This window comes from Corynebacterium sp., assembly GCF_030532195.1.
GTDB lineage: Bacteria > Actinomycetota > Actinomycetes > Mycobacteriales > Mycobacteriaceae > Corynebacterium.
Genome location: NZ_JAUNLP010000006.1, coordinates 55,179 through 71,700 on the forward strand (window position 1 = coordinate 55,179; position 16,522 = coordinate 71,700).

Here is a 16,522-nt window from a genome sequence, read left to right on the forward strand (position 1 = left end):
TACTCCTCAGCTACTCCTCAGTGCCAACCTCTGCGGCACGCAGCGGATCGGCTGCGGCACCGGCACCGAACTTCGCACCTTCGGCAGCGGCGGGTTCAGTCACGGGACCGTGCAGCGTCGGATGCCCTTCCATGCCGGCCAAACCGTTCCAGCACAGATTGACGATATGCGCCGCCACTGTTTCCTTATCCGGGCTGCGCTTTTCCAGCCACCAGCGCGCTGTCTGCGAGACCATGCCGACCATGCAATTGCCGTAGAGAACCGACATCGACGGGTCGTAGCCAACGCGCTTGAATGCATCGGCCAGGATGGGGGTAACGGACTCCGTGGCGTTATTCAGCAGCGTCTCATAGCCGCCGGCCACACCGGGGTCGCGGGAAATAATGGAAAAGCCCTCCGGGTTTTCCTCCACATATGTCAGCAGCGCGAGCACCGCCTGTTCAATGCGGTAGCGAGAGCGACCAAGGCTCAAGGCCTCTCGAATGGTGGTCTCCAGAACCTCCATCTCCTGGTCTACCACTGCCTGATACAGCCGTTCCTTGGTGCCAAAGTGCTCATAGACCACTGGCTTAGAGACACCAGCCGCGGCAGCAATCTCCTCCATCGATGCAGCATCAGGGCCCTTGGCGGCAAAGATTCTACGGCTAACCTCAGTTAGCTGTGCTTTGCGCTGCGGACCGGTCATACGTCGTCTCGGGGAATTGGAGGCCATGCTTTTAGATTAGTGGCTAAAGTCTTGCTATCGTATATCGCAGGCGCACAGTGGGTCCGCTGTGCGCCAATCTCCCATGGTGTAATGGCAACACTCCGGTTTTTGGTACCGGCATTCTAGGTTCGAGTCCTGGTGGGAGAGCAAGCGGGGGGCCGGCCCCTTGTTAAGAAGTGACTTTTCGCCCCGCCGTGACCGTGATGCACCCTGACTGAGGAGTAGCAAGTTTCATGCCAAACGGTTCGGCCACCGCTGTGGTCATTCTCGCCGCGGGTCAAGGCACCCGAATGAAATCCGATACGCCGAAAATGCTTCACGCTATCGGCGGACGCACAATGTTGGAGCACGCGCTCTATGCCGCCCAGGGCATTAATCCAGATGAGATTGCCGTTGTCGTTGGCCACCAGCGCGACAAGGTCATTGACGCCATTGGCGCATGGTCCGACAAGGCCGATTTTGCAGGGGATGTCACCATCGCCCACCAGGAAGAGCAAAACGGTACCGGCCACGCGGTGCAGTGCGCACTCGAGCACCCAGCACTGCAGAACTTCGACGGCACCATTTTGGTGACCACCTCCGATGTCCCACTGCTGGACTCCGAGGCCCTGCAGGCACTGCTGGAGGAGCACAACCGCAAGCCACGAGCTGCGGTGACAGTGCTGACCTCTACTGCTGAGAATCCGCACGGCTACGGCCGCATTGTTCGCAATGCTGACGGCGAAGTCCTCCGCATCGTCGAGGAAAAGGATGCCTCTGACGAAGAGCGCGAAATCACCGAGGTCAACTCGGGCGTCTACGCTTTCGATGCGGAGACCTTGGCCAATGCTCTCAAGCAGCTGGACACCAACAATGCCCAGGGCGAGCTCTACCTCACCGATGTCATTGGTATTGCCCGCGAGGCCGACCGCTCCGTTCGCGGTCACCGCCTGGCAGATGCCACCGTGGTCGCCGGTGTCAATGACCGCGTACAGCTGGCCGCTCTCGGCCGCGAACTCAACCGCCGCACCTGTGAGGCTGCAATGCGCGCCGGTGCCACCATTGTGGATCCGGCCACAACCTGGATTGACGTTGAGGTGGAAATCGGTCGCGATGTCACAATCCTGCCGGGCACTCAGCTGCAGGGCAAGACCGTAATTGGCGATGGTGCCACCGTTGGCCCCGATACGACACTGATTAACATGACCGTCGGCAAGCGCGCGAGCGTCGTGCGTACCCACGGCTTCGATTCCGAGATCGGCGAGGACGCCACGGTCGGCCCGTTCACCTACATTCGCCCGGGCACCAAGCTCGGTGTCGGTGGCAAGCTCGGCGGTTTCGTGGAGGCGAAGAACGCCCAGATTGGCAACGGCTCGAAGGTTCCGCACCTGACCTACGTGGGCGACGCCGAGATTGGCGAGCACTCAAATATTGGCGCCTCGAGCGTGTTCGTCAACTACGACGGTGTGAATAAGCACCGCACCGTGGTTGGCTCGCACGTGCGCACCGGTTCCGACACCATGTTCATCGCTCCGGTGACCGTGGGTGATGGCGCGTACTCGGGTGCAGGTACTGTTATTAAGGACGATGTCCCTCCGGGAGCATTGGCGGTCAGTGGTGGTCGTCAGCGCAACATTGAGGGATGGGTCGCGCGTAAGCGCCCCGGCACTGCTGCGGCTGAGGCCGCACAGGCAGCGCAGGACGCTAACAACAACAAGGAAGACCAGGAAGGCTAGACGGCAGATGACCGGCCAGTGGATCGAAAACCAAAAGAACCTCATGCTCTTCTCCGGACGGGCACACCCGGAGTTGGGCGAGGCAGTTGCTAAGGAGCTCGGGGTTGAGCTCACTCCGATGACGGCCCGCGACTTCGCAAACGGCGAAATCTTCGTTCGTTATGAGGAGTCCGTCCGCGGTTCCGATGCCTTCGTGTTGCAGGCGCACCCGGCACCGCTGAACAAGTGGCTCGTTGAGCAGCTGATCATGATTGACGCGCTCAAGCGCGGTTCAGCAAAGCGTATTACCGCCATCCTGCCGTTCTTCCCGTACGCCCGCCAGGACAAGAAGCACCGCGGCCGCGAGCCGATTTCCGCTCGCCTGGTCGCCGACCTGCTCAAGACCGCTGGCGCTGACCGCATCGTCTCCGTGGACCTGCACACCGACCAGATTCAGGGCTTCTTCGACGGTCCGGTCGACCACATGCACGCCATGCCGATTCTGTCGGAGTACATCAAGAAGAATTACTCCCTCGACAACTTGGTCGTGGTCTCCCCTGACGCAGGTCGCGTGAAGGTTTCTGAGAAGTGGGCCAACACTCTCGGGGGCGCTCCGCTGGCCTTCATCCACAAGACCCGCTCTGTCGATGTCGCTAACAAGGTTGTCGCCAACCGCGTGGTCGGCGATGTTTCCGGCAAGACCTGCCTGCTCATCGACGACATGATTGACACCGGCGGCACCATCGCAGGCGCTGTCCAGGTCCTGCGCGAGGCCGGCGCTGCTGACGTCATCATCGCCACCACCCACGGTGTCTTTTCCGACCCAGCTCGCGAGCGCCTGTCCAAGTGCGGTGCACGTGAGGTCATCACCACCGATACCCTGCCGCAGTCCACTGAGGGCTGGGACAACCTGACCGTCCTGCCAATCGCCCCACTGCTGGCTCAGACGATTCACGAGATCTTCGAAAACGGCTCCGTGACGACTCTCTTCGAAGGCCAGGCTTAAGCTTCTTACGCTTGACGACGAAAACCCCGCCGCGACCGACACCTCAATGGTGTTGGTGGTGGCGGGGTTTGGTGTTTGTCCTGCTCCTCCATTACAATTTCTCCGGTAAGTCTCGGCGAGGGCGACCATCACAGTTGGTTGCCGTTATCGACGCGACGCTCGCAGCCCAACTTTTGCGCCCACCGTGGCATGGATGCGGCACGTGCTCGACTCGACGACTCAGTATCGAATCGTTTAGGAGTCCATTTTCATGGCAAAGCCCAACATCATCAAGATTGATGCTCGTAACCGCACCGAGTTTGGCAAGGGTGCCGCTCGCCGTGCCCGTGTTGCTGGCGACATCCCGGTAGTCATCTACGGCGCTGACCTGGAGGCCCCGAAGCACATCCTCGTTGACTCCCTGGATTTCCACGCTGTCATCCGTAACCACGGTGTCAACGCCGTTCTGGACGTCAACCTCGAGGGCGAGTCCCAACTGTCCATGGTTAAGGCTGTCGACCAGAACGCTCTGACCCTGGACATCGACCACGCCGACCTGCTGGCTATTCACCGCGGCGAGAAGGTCGAGGTTGAGGTTCCGGTTGTTCCGACCGGCGAGGTTGCTCCGGGTGCTCTGCTCATGCAGGATGCAGAGACCATTCTGGTCAACGCACCGGTTCTGGCAATTCCGGAAGAAATCGAGGTTTCCGTCGAGGGTGCCGAGGTCGGCACCATGATCCACGCCGGCGACGTTACCCTGCCGGAGGGTCTGGTTCTCACCGACGAAGACGACCTGCTCATCTTCAACATCGTTGCTCCGGAGGAGGAGCCGGCTGGTGACGTCGATGCCGACATCGAGGGCATGGGCGAGGCCGAGACTCCGGACGAGCCGGCTGAGGAGTCCGCTGAGTAATTTCAGCGTTCCCGCTTAGCTAACTGACAAAGGGGATGGACATAGCGTCCATCCCCTTTTTTGGGCTCCACGCTAGCTACCGAGAGTCCAGGAAGCCGAATAACCCCACACCTTATGTCATGATTGAACTCATGAACGCTTCCACCACGCCCCTGCTTGTCGTGGGCCTCGGCAATCCTGGGCCCAAATATGAGCTGACCCGCCATAACGTCGGTCAACTGGTACTGGATGAACTAGCCAGCCGCACGTCTCCGATGCCGTCGTCGTTTAGCGTGCATAAAAAGTCCAACACCGAGATTGTGCAGACGCGGTTTAAGACCTCCGATGGTGGCGAGCGGCAGGTGATTCTGGCTAAGCCGCGCAGCTACATGAACCTCTCTGGCGGGCCGATTGCCGCGCTGGCGAAGTTCTTTAACGTCGCGCCTGCCGACGTCGTCGTGGTCCACGATGAGCTCGATTTGGACCCCGGGGTAATTCGCCTCAAGCGCGGTGGCGGAGAAAATGGCCACAACGGTCTGCGGTCGACCTCAAAGTCGCTGGGCACGAAAGATTACATCCGCGTTCGTGTCGGCATTGGCCGTCCTCCGGGGCGCCAGGATCCGGCCGATTATGTCCTGCGTAACTTCAATGCCAAGGAGCGCGAGGAGCTGGCTTTTACGCTTCCTGAGGCGGCGGAGGCCGTGGAGCTCATTGCTAGCCACGGCCTGGAGATCGCCCAGAATCAGGTGCACGGACGGTAGCTACAAATCCTTAGAGCTCGTCAATCTGCTTACGCTTCGGGAAGACGCGCGGACGGGCGCCGGCAATCTCCTCAGCGATGCGGATGACCTGGTTGGAGTAACCGAACTCGTTGTCGTACCAGACGTAGAGCACCAGGTGCTTGCCATTGGCGATGGTGGCCAGACCATCGACGATGCCGGCGTGGGTGGAGCCGACGAAGTCGGTGGAGACAACCTCCGGCGAGTGGATGTAGTCAATCTGCTGGCGCAGAACGGACTTCAGGGAAACCTCGCGCAGGTAGTTGTTGACCTCGTCGCGGTCAACCTCGGTGTCCAGGGTCAGGTTCAACACTGCCATGGAGACATCCGGGGTGGGAACGCGGATAGCGTTACCGGTTAGCTTGCCCTCGAACTCCGGTAGAGCCTTGGCGACGGCCTTTGCTGCACCAGTCTCGGTGAGAACCATGTTCAGGGTTGCGGCACGGCCACGGCGGGAGCCCTTGTGGAAGTTGTCAATGAGGTTCTGGTCATTGGTGAAGGAGTGAACGGTCTCGACGTGACCGAACTCCACACCCCACTTGTCGTTGACAACCTTCAGCACCGGGGTGATGCCGTTGGTGGTACAGGAAGCAGCCGACAGAATTTGGTCGGAGTCCTCGATGATGTCGTGGTTGATGCCGTAGACGATGTTCTTGATATCGCCCTTGCCCGGAGCGGTCAACAGCACCTTGGAAACACCCTTGGACTGCAGGTGCTGAGACAGGCCCTCGCGGTCACGCCAGCGGCCGGTGTTGTCGATGACAATCGCATCGTTGATGTCGTATGCGGTGTAGTCAACGGTTGCCGGGTCGTTGGAGTAGATGACCTGAATCGGGGTGCCGTTTGCCCAGATGATGTTGTTCTCGCGGTCAACGGAGATGGTGCCGTCGAAAGCACCGTGAACGGAGTCGCGGCGCAGCAGAGAGGCGCGCTTGACGATGTCCTCATCACCGTTCTTGCGGACGACAATGGCACGCAGGCGCGGGCCGTTGAACAGGGCCTCGCGAGCCAGCAGGATGCGAGCCAGCAGGCGACCAATACGACCGAAGCCGTAGAGCACAATGTCAGTCTTCGGGGTGTGGGAGCCAGCGCCGATTACATCGGCAAGCTCGCGGTCGAGGAATGCGCGCAGGTCGCCGCCTTCCTCCTCAAAGCTGGTAGCCAGGGCGCCCAGGTCGATAGAGGCGGTGCCGAGATCCATCTTGACCAGTTCCTGCAGAATCGGCAGGGTCTGATCCAGCGGTAGCTCCTGCGAGGTAATACGGCGAGCGTAGCGGTGGGACTTGATGATGTCGGTCTCGGTGACGTTTTCGAGGCGGCGGCCGAAGATCGAAGTCACAACATCGTTATTACGACGCAGCTGTCCCAGGAGGGGAATCATCTGCTCTGCAAGGCTGATGCGCTCATTCCAGTCATTGCGCTTGATGGGGGCCGAATCCGACATAAATCCTCCTGGGCTTTGGGTAAATATGAGTTCACCCTCAAAGTACCCGTAAACGCGAATTCCAGACATTTTCTCCCCAGCGGGTGCCCCGGGTTGTGCTCTAGCTTTCACCCAATCGGGGGAGGTCGGATAGTCCCAGCTAGAGCGTTACAATATGGCTTATGACGGAAACCGCCAATCTCCCCTACCGCCTTGTCGTCACCGACATGGACGGCACCCTTTTAAATGAGGCCAAGGAAGTACCTGAGTCCTTTTGGCCCGTCGTAAAGCAGCTGCTTGACCGCGGCGTGCAATTCGCCCCGGCGTCGGGCCGCCAATTCGCCACACTGCAAGATCAGTTTGCCCCTATTGCCGACCGCATTCCCATCATTGCCGAAAACGGCAACTACGTCGCATACTCCGGTGAGGTCGTCTCTGTTACCAGCATCGACCACGAGATTGTCACCACTGTCATCCACGCAATCCGCGACTTCAATGAAAAGCGCGTGGCCACCAGCCGGACTCCCCTGTCCATCATTGTCTGCGGCGCAGCCAGCGCGTATGCGGAGTTCTTCCCGGCGCACTTCAATATCCCGGAGGAAGTCCAGCAGCTGCAGTTCGACGAAGCCGCGAAGTACTACCTGAAGCTGCAAAAGGTCGACGATGTCGTGGCCGCTGCCGCCGATGACAATATTGTGAAAATTGCAGTGTTCGACTCCTACCCCGTCGAGGATGAGGCTGCCGATTACCTGCGGGCACAGAGCAAGCAGCTCCGCGCGGTAGTCTCCGGTCAGCATTGGCTGGATCTCATCGATGCCGATACCAACAAGGGCACTGCCCTGGCCGCACTTCAGGAGGCAATCGGGGTGAGCGCCGAGGAGACCGTCTGCTTTGTCGATTACCTCAATGATCTGGAACTTATTGACCACGCAGGTACGTCCTACGCCATGGAAAACGGCCACCCCGAAATCAAGCGCCGCGCGACCGAGGTGGCACCGTCCAACGCGGATGAAGGGGTCATCACCACACTCCGCGAGCTGTTCAACCTTGACTAGAGCTCAACTAATTGGCTGTTTTCGCAGCACCGGCGGTAAGTTAGAAAGGTTGAACCCTGATGTATTTGTCCCGATTTTCTTTAAAGGAAGCGTAGTCTCCCCGTGACCTCACTCGCCGAAGAAGCAGCTCGTCGCCGGACATTCGCGGTCATTGCACACCCGGATGCCGGTAAGTCCACGCTCACCGAGGCGTTGGCACTCCACGCACATGTCATTTCCGAGGCCGGCGCGGTCCACGGCAAGGCCGGCCGCAAGTCCACCGTCTCGGACTGGATGGACATGGAAAAGGACCGCGGCATCTCCATCGCCTCCTCCGCGCTGCAGTTCGAGTACCAGCCAGAGGGTCACGATGGCGAACCGTACATGATCAATCTCGTCGACACGCCTGGTCACGCTGACTTCTCCGAGGACACCTACCGCGTGCTCACCGCCGTCGACGCCGCAGTCATGCTTGTCGACGGCGCCAAGGGGCTCGAGCCTCAGACGTTGAAGCTGTTCCGTGTGTGTAAGTCCAATGGAATCCCTATTGTCACCGTCATTAACAAGTGGGACCGCCCGGGTAAGGAGCCCCTGGAGCTCATGGACGAGATTGTCGCCGAGATTGGTCTGCAGCCAACTCCGCTGTACTGGCCGGTCGGCGAGGCCGGTGACTTCCGCGGTCTGCTCGAACGCGGCGAAGACGGCGAGGCAAAGCATTTCATCGGTTTTGAGCGCACCGCCGGTGGTGCCACCATCGCCGCCGAGCGCCACCTGACCCCGGAAGAGGCCAGCGCCGAGCAGGGCGATGCCTGGGAGACCGCCGCGGAGGAGTCCGAACTGCTGTCAGCAGACGGCGCTGACCACGACCAGGAGCTCTACCTGGCAGGCGATACCTCTCCGGTGGTTTTCGCCTCTGCCATGCTCAACTGGGGTGTCCACCAGATTCTGGATACTCTCTGCGCACTGGCTCCGGCCCCAGGCCCGCGAGCATCCGACCCGGCTGCCATTGAAGCAGCGGCGGCTGGCGGGCAAAGTGCCATCGTCGAAAAGCGCGAACCCACTGATCCCTTCTCTGGCGTCGTGTTCAAGGTGCAGGCCGGTATGGATACGCACCACCGCGACAAGCTGGCGTTTATGCGTGTGGTTTCGGGCGAATTTGACCGCGGTATGCAAGTCACGCATGCACAGTCGGGACGCTCTTTCTCCACGAAGTACGCACTGACGGTGTTCGGTCGCACGCGTTCGACGGTCGAGACGGCGTACCCGGGAGACATCGTCGGCCTGGTCAATGCTGGTTCGCTGGCGCCTGGTGACACCATTTACACCGGTCCGAAGGTGCAGTTCAAGCCGATGCCGCAGTTCGCGCCGGAGCACTTCCGCACGCTGCGCGCCAAGAGCCTGGGCAAGTACAAGCAGTTCCGCAAGGCCGTCGAGCAGCTCGATGCCGAAGGCGTTGTTCAGATTCTGCGCAACGACGCACGCGGCGATGCCGCACCGGTCATGGCTGCGGTCGGTCCGATGCAGTTCGAGGTCATGATGGCTCGCATGGAAAACGAGTACAACGTCGAGACCATCGCCGAGCCCATCCCCTACTCCGTTGCCCGCCGCACGGATGAAGAAACCGCGCCGGAGCTGGCAAAACAGCGCGGTGTGGAGCTCTTCACCCGCAGCGATGGCGCGCTGATCGCGCTCTTTGGCGACAAGTGGAAGCTGTCCTTTATTGAAAAGGAGCACCCAGAGTTCACGCTGGAGACCTTGGTCGCTGACTAGTCCTCCGGCAGTGGGGGCTCTTTGCGCAGGTCGCGTGCTGTTGCACGGCGTACCTCGCGAGGGGCCTCTTCTTCATTCTTGAACCGGAACTTGCTGGTCAGGTCCTTCCACGAGGTCGTAAGCGGCGGCAGCTTATCCAGTGCTTCGCGGCCGGCGTCCCAGGCATCCGAGGCGATATTTTCCGCTTTACGACGGAGCCTGCGGACCTTCTCCTCCCGCTGGCGCTTGACCTCAGCTGCGTCATTTTGCCGCTCTCGCTCCTTCTCGAAGGCCTCGGCATCCCGGGCCTCTGCGTCGGAAAGCCTCTTTGATGCGTGTGCTGCGGCATCCCACGCTTCCTCGAGGGACTCGGCGAGATGCAGCATCGCATCGATGCGTTTTTCCACTTCACGCAGCTTTTCGCGGTAGCCGCTCTGGATATCGAATCGACGCATCAGGCGGCGGGCGCGCACGGCTTCGTCGCGCCACGTAACAATGGCGCCCTCAGAGATTGACTCGTCGACGATGAAACGCATCGCCCACGGATCGACTTCAGCGCTGGCCAGATTGTTGCGCACTCGTTCCTCACGATCGAGGACATCCTGCACAAGTCGGCGGGCGCGCTCCTCTGCTTGGTGGGCTCGGGCGGAACGGGAATTATCTGGTCGGAAACTCACCTGGTCTATCCTACCGACCTATGCAAGTCTCACCTAGGAGACGTGAGCCGCAGGCTCCTTGCGCACTGCTTCTGTCTCCACTTCCACCGGCGCATCCTCGTGAGTGTGCTCCAGGCGAATCCAGGAGATAAAGCCCCAGATAACGAAGCAGCCGTAGAAGAGGTACAGCGCGGCCGACGGGTAGTAACCGCCCTTGAGAAGGAGTGGCACGCCAACGGCATCAACGGCAATCCAAATCAGCCAGAACTCATTCCAACCGCGCGCCATGCCCCACGTTGCCAGCATCGAGCCGACAAAAATCCAGGCATCCGTCCACGGCCCCCACGAGCCCAGCGCTTCAAAGATATTGGCGCAGATCACGGTGGCAATGATGGCCACGGATGCCATGCCAATGCGTTCCGACGTCGTCGCCCACCGCGGCTGAATTGCGACATCGTCGCCACCGGTCTGGCGACGAGTCTTCACCCAGTTAAACCAGCCGTAGAGACTGACGATGATGAACATGACCTGTCGACCAGCTTGGCCATAGAGATCCAGGTTTTGCGGTGTGTGGAAAACTCCGCCGAGGAAAACGGTAAATAGCAGGGCATTTCCAATAATGCCGACTGGCCATGCCCAGACTTTGCGCTTCATGCCGAGGACGGCACAGGCAAGACCGAAAAGATTACCAACAATTTCACGAATCAAGATTGGCGCCCCCGCCACACTGAGCTGCGCAGTGAGGAAACCTACCAACAAATCCGACACGTGTTCCACGATTTATTCAACTCCTTCTCTCCCATCCGGACTATGACCGTCGGTTTCGGATTCCAACCGAATCTGCTTGACCTCCGTCTCACGGCCTAGAAACCGTAAAACAGAGCGCTCGCGGACTTATCTGCGCTTCGCGCAGCTTCACCACCGGTGGGGAATTTCACCCCGCCCTGAGAACGTGCTTCCAACGTTAGCACCATCCCTATGAATGCATATGTGTTTTATCCAACGTGAACTTTTTTAATTGCGTATCTAGACTGCGTAGTATGAGCACGAAGCCCCGCCGCAGGCGCTCTGCAGGTTGGATTCCCGACCAACACGGCGCCTGGTTCATGGTCACCATTCCCCCGCTGACCGCACTCGCCCTCAACCCCTCCTGGACAGGATTCGCGGTCACAATTACCTGGCTATTCGGCTATTTCGCCTTCTTCGCCGTCAGCGTGTGGCTCCGCTCCCGCCGCCAGCACCGCCATCTCGCCCCCGCCGCTACGTACACCGCACTCACCGTCGTCGCCGGGTGCGCGACATTGCTTCTCGACGTTTCCCTCCTCGCCTGGGCCGCCCTGATTGCCCCACTGGCCGCTATCGCCATTTGGGAAACCTACAAGCGCAGGCCGCGCTCCCTCCTCTCCGGTGTTTCCACAGTGCTGGCCGCCAGCCTGATGGTGCCGATTATCGCGGGTCCCACTCCCAAGGCCTGGGCCATCGCCGCTGTGTACGCGGGCTATTTCGTTGGCACGGTCCCCTATGTCAAAACCCTGATTCGCAAGCGCGGCGACCGCAACTGGCTCATCGGCTCCGTTATCTATCACGTCGCCATCTTTCTCGCCGCCCTCATTGGTTGGCTGGTCTACCGCGATCAAGGACTCATCGGCAGCGGCGTGCCGATTGTCGCCTTCGCCCTGCTCATCAGGTCCTTTGCCATGCCCTATTCCGGTTCAAAACGCGCCAAGCCGTGGACCCCGAAGCAGGTCGGAATTCTCGATGCTCTATTTGGAGTCGCCGTAGTCCTAGCTGCGTGGTAAAAATACGGCGGGGAAAACGTTTGGGGACAAATTTTGGGGAGGGGCCGGAATGTCCATGACTTCCACCAATCACGCACTATCCATATCCGAACTAGCCGCGGGATTTTCCTCGCCGCCGACGGCACAATCAGGGTGGCGCAGCTGGGTGCGAAAGGTCACGTTCGGGGCGGTGTCACCGCGGGAATCGTCGTCGGCACGCAAGCACCGCGAGTTGGTAGAGCGGGTGCGCCAGCCGATTTACGGTGACTACAACATCGCCGTCGTGAGCGTCAAAGGCGGTGTCGGCAAGACATCAACGGCGATGTGCCTCGGCTCGACGCTGGCGAGTCTCCGCAGCGACCGCATCGTCGCCATCGATGCCAATCCGGATTTTGGCACACTCAGCGCGCGGGTGCCGTCGGCCAATCCGGCCTCCATCCGCGACCTGCTCACCAGCCCCGACACGGACAAATACGCGCATGTCCGCTCGTACACCTCACATACGTCGTCACGCCTTGAAATCGTCGGCGCCGACCAGGATCCGACGTCTACTATCCCGCTTACCGACGGCGAATACTGCGCAGCCCTGGATATTCTGCGGCGACATTACAACATCACTGTTACCGACTGCGGCACTGGTCTGATGCAGCCAATTGCGCATTCGATCTTGACATCAGCCAATTGTCTGGTGCTGGTTACCACGCCCGCGCTCGATGGCGTCAAAAGCGCCTGGGCCACGCTGGATTGGCTTTCCGCCCACGGTTTTGAGCGCCTAGTCTCAACCACTGTTGTGGTGGTTAATGAATTAACTCGGCAGGGGTTATCCCGGGAGACTGTGCATGAGCTATTTGCGCCACGCTGCCGCGCCGTGCAAGTTATCCCCTATGACCCGCACATTGCTGACGGCGCTCATATTGAGCTTGCCAATCTCCAACCCGCCACCGCCCGGAGTTACCTGGAACTGGCGGCCATGATTGCCGATGACTTCGCGCCCACCAGCGGCCGCCACAGCTTTGTTTAGTTCAGGTACTGGCTAGTTCAGGTGGCTACGAATCGTCTCGACATCGACCTCGGCCGTCGTAGCCGGATTGAACGTGGAGTCGCGATCCTTATCCACCAGCACCGCACGCACACCTTCGGCGAAGTTGGCGTGAGTACGCATGTAGGCGCCCATTTTCATCTCGTTGGCCAGTGCATCCCTCAGGGTGACATCGGGCCCTGCGTTTGCGACATAGAGCTCAACGGCGGCAACGAGACTCTCCGGATTTGCAGGTGCCAGCAGCTCACGGAAAGTCTCCACTGTGACTGGCAGGCAGGAACCAGACTCATCTGCCTCACCGAGCGCGCGATCAATCTCCGCCCAGGAATCAGCGTTAAAAGATGCTTCAATGCAGTCGTGCCACTCGGCAAGTTGCGGCTCCCCCAGAAGTTCGCGCCCCTGCACAGAATCCGGATCGACTGCGAACGTTGCCAGTGCGCTATCAATGCCATCGGCATCCACGGCCGCGACAAAGTCGGCCAGCTTCTCCGATGGCACGGCATGGGTTGCCCATCCAGCCCAGAGCATGTCCGCAGCGGTCAGTCGGTAGCCGGTCAGCCCCGCAAAACGAGCCACGGCCACAGATGGACCGCCCAACTTAGTGGTCACATGCTGCGAGAAGTAAGTAATTCCCACATCGGGGACAAATCCAATGGCCATCTCCGGCATGGCGGCACTGGCCCGCTCAGTGACAATTCGATGCGAGCCGTGCATGGATACGCCCAGGCCACCGCCCATTGCAATGCCATCAATGATTGCGACATACGGCTTGACGCGCGCGAACTCCGCAATCTTGGCATTCATTTCATACTCATCCCGGAAGAATTTCTCCCCTTCCTCCGGAACGCCATCTAATACTGCCTGCCGCACAGCACGCACGTCACCGCCAGCACAAAACGCCTTGGGGTGACTGGATGAAATAACGAGTTGCTCCACCGCACCGTCGTCAAGCCATGCGTCCAGCCCTTCGACGATGTCAGCGACCATATCCACGTCTAGCGAGTTCAGCGCCTTCGGCCTGTTCAGGCGAAGGTGCCCAGAACGCCCGCTGACTTCGCGCACCACCTTCGCGTCGGTGGTGCCATGAGTATTTTCAGTAACAGTCATGCCACCCAGTGTGACACATATTACTTTTTCGCGAAAGGACCCCCAGCAGCCCCCTTCACACGCTGTTACTTCTTCTTACTCTTTTTATTCTTCTTGCCCTTTTTGTTCTTCTTGCCGCCCTTGGCATCCTTGACGGCCTTAGCTGCGTTGATGCGGTCGGCCTCGAGGTTGGCAGCGACATCAGGGACGTAGCGGAACTCAGTGCGCGGCGGGCGCTCGTAGGTGCCCTCCGACTCTGGGCGCTCCGGAATCTCGGGGACCTCGCGCTGAATATGCTCATACGGAATCGTTGTCAACAGGTGGTTGATGACGTTGATGCGGGAGCGCTTCTTGTCCTCGGACTCCACCGTGAACCACGGCGCAGACGGGATATCGGTGTGGATGAACATCTCATCCTTGGCGCGGGAGTAGTCCTCCCAGCGGGTGATGGACTCCAGGTCCATCGGCGAGAGCTTCCAGCGGCGCAGCGGGTCTTCACGACGCGACTTAAAGCGCGCAACCTGCTCCTCGTCGGAAACGGAGAACCAGTACTTGCGCAGGATGATGCCGTCTTCAACCAGCAGGCGCTCAAAAATCGGAGCCTGGTGCAGGAAGCGGCGGTACTCCTGCGAGGTGCAAAAGCCCATGACACGCTCGACACCAGCGCGGTTGTACCAGGAGCGGTCAAAAATCACGATTTCGCCGGCGGTCGGCAGCTTCTCAACATAGCGCTGGAAGTACCACTGCCCCTGCTCGCGGCTAGTCGGTGCCGGCAGGGCCTCAATACGACAGGTACGGGGGTTCAGGTACTGAGTGATTCGCTTAATGGCCGAACCCTTGCCGGCCGCATCACGGCCCTCCATGATGATGACAACACGGGCACCGGTTTCGACAACCCACTGCTGCATTTCGACGAGTTCTGCCTGGAGCTTTTTGAGCTCCTTCTCATAGGCCTTCTTATCGAGCTTCGGCGGGCGCTGGACATCGTCATTGTTCATAGTTCACAGCTTACCCGGCGCACGCGGCACGTCCCCATTCGCACTCTCCTGACGTGCCCCAATCGGCGTCTAATCGCGGGAGTACAGGCGGAGCGTAACCTGCGCCACCAGTCCGGCAAAGACCATGCCGATAATCACCACAATCGGCGCGACAACACCGATGTCCGAATTGGTCAACGGTGCCAACAACTGCGCCTTGTACAGGTTATTCAGCGCCGGATCGATTACCGTCGCCTTGCCCAGGAACAGCGCACCGACGGCCAGCAGACCACCAATCAGCGAAGCGATGACCGCCTCCAGCACGAACGGCGCCTGCGTAAACCAGCGGCTCGCACCGACCATGCGCATAATTTCAACTTCCTTACGGCGCGAGAACGCCGCAATCTGCACCATATTTGCAATCAGGAAAATAGCCGCAATCGCCTGCACACCGGCCAGCAGGAATGTCGCATTGCGGACCGAATCCAGGTTCTGCGCGGCAGTGCCGACCTCTTCACGCTGGTCAGTCACATGATCGACCTGCGGCAGCTCACGAATCGGATCCAGCGGGCTGACGTCGGTCGGATCTTCCAACCGCACCATAACCACCGCCGGCAGCGACTCCGGGGTGGCGTTTTCCACGAGCACCGGATCACTGTCCTTGAACATCTTTACGAAATGATCAAAGTTCTGCTGACGATTTCTGTACGTCACCGATTCAACACCGTCGGCGCCGTCTAGCTTATCGACGACTTCCTTACACTCCGGAGAAGTACAGGTCTGGTCGTTGGACGAAATTTCTTCGCTGAGCTCAATTTGAACCTCTACGCGGTCAAGGTAGAGATCCTTGGTTCGGCTAGTTTGTTCGGTCACCAATATTCCCGTTGCCAGCAGTGCCAATGACACCGCGGTCGTGATAATCATGGCGATCGTCATGGTGATGTTTCGGCCCAAAGAGGAGAAAGCCTCACCAAGTACGAAGCGAGTCTTCATAGGTCAGAAGTACCTTTCGAAAGTTCGGATTCTTCTATCGGTTCAGGCCGTAAACGCCCTTGGCATCATCGCGCACCAGGCGCCCCAGCTCCAGTTCGAGCACACGACGACGCATGGAGTCGACAGCATCATTGTCGTGGGTGGACATGACGACTGTCGTGCCCATGCGATTAATACGATCAAGCAAGAGCATGATGTCACCGGACGTGCTTGGGTCGAGGTTGCCGGTGGGCTCGTCGGCAAGCAGAATGAGCGGGCGATTGACAAATGCGCGCGCGATTGCGACTCGCTGCTGCTCACCACCGGACAGTTCATGCGGGTAGCGATTCGCCTTGCCCGCGAGACCGACCATTTCCAGCGTGTCAGGCACCGCCTTGTCGATTTTTGCCTTGGACTTGCCAATCACCTGCAGTGCAAATGCGACATTTTCATACACGGTCTTCTTCGGCAGCAGGCGGAAGTCCTGGAAGACGTAGCCAATTTTCTGCCGCAGCTTTGGAATATTACGACGGGAAATCTTCGTAAGATCCTGTCCCGCCACGGTCAGCTTGCCGGAGTCCGGCTTTTCTTCGCGCACCATCAGGCGCAGGAACGTTGACTTACCGGACCCAGATGGGCCGATAAGGAACACGAATTCCCCTTTCTCGATATGCACTGAGATGTCATCCAGAGCTGGCCGACTCGAGGTGGAGTAGGACTTGGTGACTCCGTCGAAAGTGATCATAGTTAGA

16 protein-coding genes, 1 tRNA gene and 1 riboswitch are annotated in these 16,522 nt (G+C 59.6%); of the genes, 9 read left to right on the top strand and 8 right to left on the bottom strand.

Features of this window, described 5'->3' with window-relative positions; all coding sequences use genetic code 11:
• Positions 1–10: 10 nt before the first annotated feature.
• On the bottom strand, positions 11–712 hold the full coding sequence (locus Q4E11_RS07615; protein ID WP_303164912.1) for a TetR/AcrR family transcriptional regulator: 702 nt from the start codon (positions 710–712) through the stop codon (positions 11–13).
• Between the two features lie 70 nt (positions 713–782).
• Between Q4E11_RS07615 and Q4E11_RS07620 the strand changes: the two genes are divergently transcribed.
• The 5 genes from Q4E11_RS07620 to pth all read left to right on the top strand — a co-directional run bounded on the left by Q4E11_RS07620 (position 783) and on the right by pth (position 5,038).
• Positions 783–853: transfer RNA gene (locus Q4E11_RS07620), tRNA-Gln, on the top strand.
• A gap of 86 nt (positions 854–939) precedes the next feature.
• The gene (glmU, locus tag Q4E11_RS07625) at positions 940–2,421 is read left to right on the top strand and encodes a bifunctional UDP-N-acetylglucosamine diphosphorylase/glucosamine-1-phosphate N-acetyltransferase GlmU (protein ID WP_303164914.1); all 1,482 of its coding nucleotides are present in this window, start codon (positions 940–942) and stop codon (positions 2,419–2,421) included.
• 7 nt (positions 2,422–2,428) lie between these two features.
• On the top strand, positions 2,429–3,406 hold the full coding sequence (locus Q4E11_RS07630; RefSeq protein WP_303164916.1) for a ribose-phosphate diphosphokinase: 978 nt from the start codon (positions 2,429–2,431) through the stop codon (positions 3,404–3,406).
• A 250-nt stretch (positions 3,407–3,656) separates the two neighbouring features.
• On the top strand, positions 3,657–4,298 hold the full coding sequence (locus tag Q4E11_RS07635) for a 50S ribosomal protein L25/general stress protein Ctc (protein WP_303164919.1): 642 nt from the start codon (positions 3,657–3,659) through the stop codon (positions 4,296–4,298).
• 131 nt (positions 4,299–4,429) lie between these two features.
• A complete protein-coding gene (pth, locus tag Q4E11_RS07640; protein WP_303165097.1) occupies positions 4,430–5,038 on the top strand; it encodes an aminoacyl-tRNA hydrolase in 609 nt (202 codons plus the stop codon).
• 10 nt (positions 5,039–5,048) lie between these two features.
• Here pth and Q4E11_RS07645 read toward each other — a convergent pair whose 3' ends face one another.
• Positions 5,049–6,500, bottom strand: coding sequence for a glyceraldehyde-3-phosphate dehydrogenase (locus Q4E11_RS07645; protein WP_303164921.1), 1,452 nt, complete (start codon positions 6,498–6,500; stop codon positions 5,049–5,051).
• A 161-nt stretch (positions 6,501–6,661) separates the two neighbouring features.
• On the opposite strand from Q4E11_RS07645, the gene Q4E11_RS07650 reads away from it, so the two are divergent.
• Positions 6,662–7,534 (top strand): Cof-type HAD-IIB family hydrolase, encoded by an 873-nt coding sequence (locus Q4E11_RS07650; RefSeq protein WP_303164922.1) that lies wholly within the window; start codon positions 6,662–6,664, stop codon positions 7,532–7,534.
• A 102-nt stretch (positions 7,535–7,636) separates the two neighbouring features.
• Positions 7,637–9,283 carry a peptide chain release factor 3 gene (locus Q4E11_RS07655; protein ID WP_303164924.1) on the top strand — a complete coding sequence of 549 codons (1,647 nt, stop codon included), beginning with the start codon at positions 7,637–7,639 and terminating at the stop codon, positions 9,281–9,283.
• Here the strand turns inward: Q4E11_RS07655 and Q4E11_RS07660 are convergent.
• Positions 9,280–9,939: a hypothetical protein gene (locus Q4E11_RS07660; RefSeq protein WP_303164926.1), complete on the bottom strand. Its 660-nt coding sequence runs from the start codon at positions 9,937–9,939 to the stop codon at positions 9,280–9,282. The genes Q4E11_RS07655 and Q4E11_RS07660 overlap by 4 nt on opposite strands.
• 33 nt (positions 9,940–9,972) lie before the next feature.
• On the bottom strand, positions 9,973–10,695 hold the full coding sequence (gene pnuC / locus Q4E11_RS07665; RefSeq protein ID WP_303164928.1) for a nicotinamide riboside transporter PnuC: 723 nt from the start codon (positions 10,693–10,695) through the stop codon (positions 9,973–9,975).
• A gap of 10 nt (positions 10,696–10,705) precedes the next feature.
• Positions 10,706–10,874: riboswitch (FMN riboswitch) on the bottom strand.
• Between the two features lie 84 nt (positions 10,875–10,958).
• Between pnuC and Q4E11_RS07670 the strand changes: the two genes are divergently transcribed.
• Positions 10,959–11,717, top strand: a complete 759-nt coding sequence (locus Q4E11_RS07670) for a YwiC-like family protein (protein WP_303164929.1) — start codon at positions 10,959–10,961, stop codon at positions 11,715–11,717.
• 55 nt (positions 11,718–11,772) lie between these two features.
• Positions 11,773–12,717: an AAA family ATPase gene (locus Q4E11_RS07675; RefSeq protein WP_303164930.1), complete on the top strand. Its 945-nt coding sequence runs from the start codon at positions 11,773–11,775 to the stop codon at positions 12,715–12,717.
• Positions 12,718–12,729: 12 nt separating this feature from the next.
• Here Q4E11_RS07675 and Q4E11_RS07680 read toward each other — a convergent pair whose 3' ends face one another.
• The 4 genes from Q4E11_RS07680 to ftsE all read right to left on the bottom strand — a co-directional run bounded on the left by Q4E11_RS07680 (position 12,730) and on the right by ftsE (position 16,515).
• Complete coding sequence (locus Q4E11_RS07680) at positions 12,730–13,842, bottom strand: 3-hydroxyisobutyryl-CoA hydrolase (protein WP_303164932.1); 1,113 nt, start codon at positions 13,840–13,842, stop codon at positions 12,730–12,732.
• A gap of 65 nt (positions 13,843–13,907) precedes the next feature.
• The gene (gene ppk2 / locus Q4E11_RS07685; RefSeq protein WP_303164933.1) at positions 13,908–14,819 is read right to left on the bottom strand and encodes a polyphosphate kinase 2; all 912 of its coding nucleotides are present in this window, start codon (positions 14,817–14,819) and stop codon (positions 13,908–13,910) included.
• 69 nt (positions 14,820–14,888) lie between these two features.
• Complete coding sequence (ftsX, locus tag Q4E11_RS07690; RefSeq protein ID WP_303164934.1) at positions 14,889–15,791, bottom strand: permease-like cell division protein FtsX; 903 nt, start codon at positions 15,789–15,791, stop codon at positions 14,889–14,891.
• Positions 15,792–15,825: 34 nt separating this feature from the next.
• Positions 15,826–16,515: a cell division ATP-binding protein FtsE gene (gene ftsE / locus Q4E11_RS07695; RefSeq protein ID WP_303164935.1), complete on the bottom strand. Its 690-nt coding sequence runs from the start codon at positions 16,513–16,515 to the stop codon at positions 15,826–15,828.
• Positions 16,516–16,522: the final 7 nt, after the last annotated feature.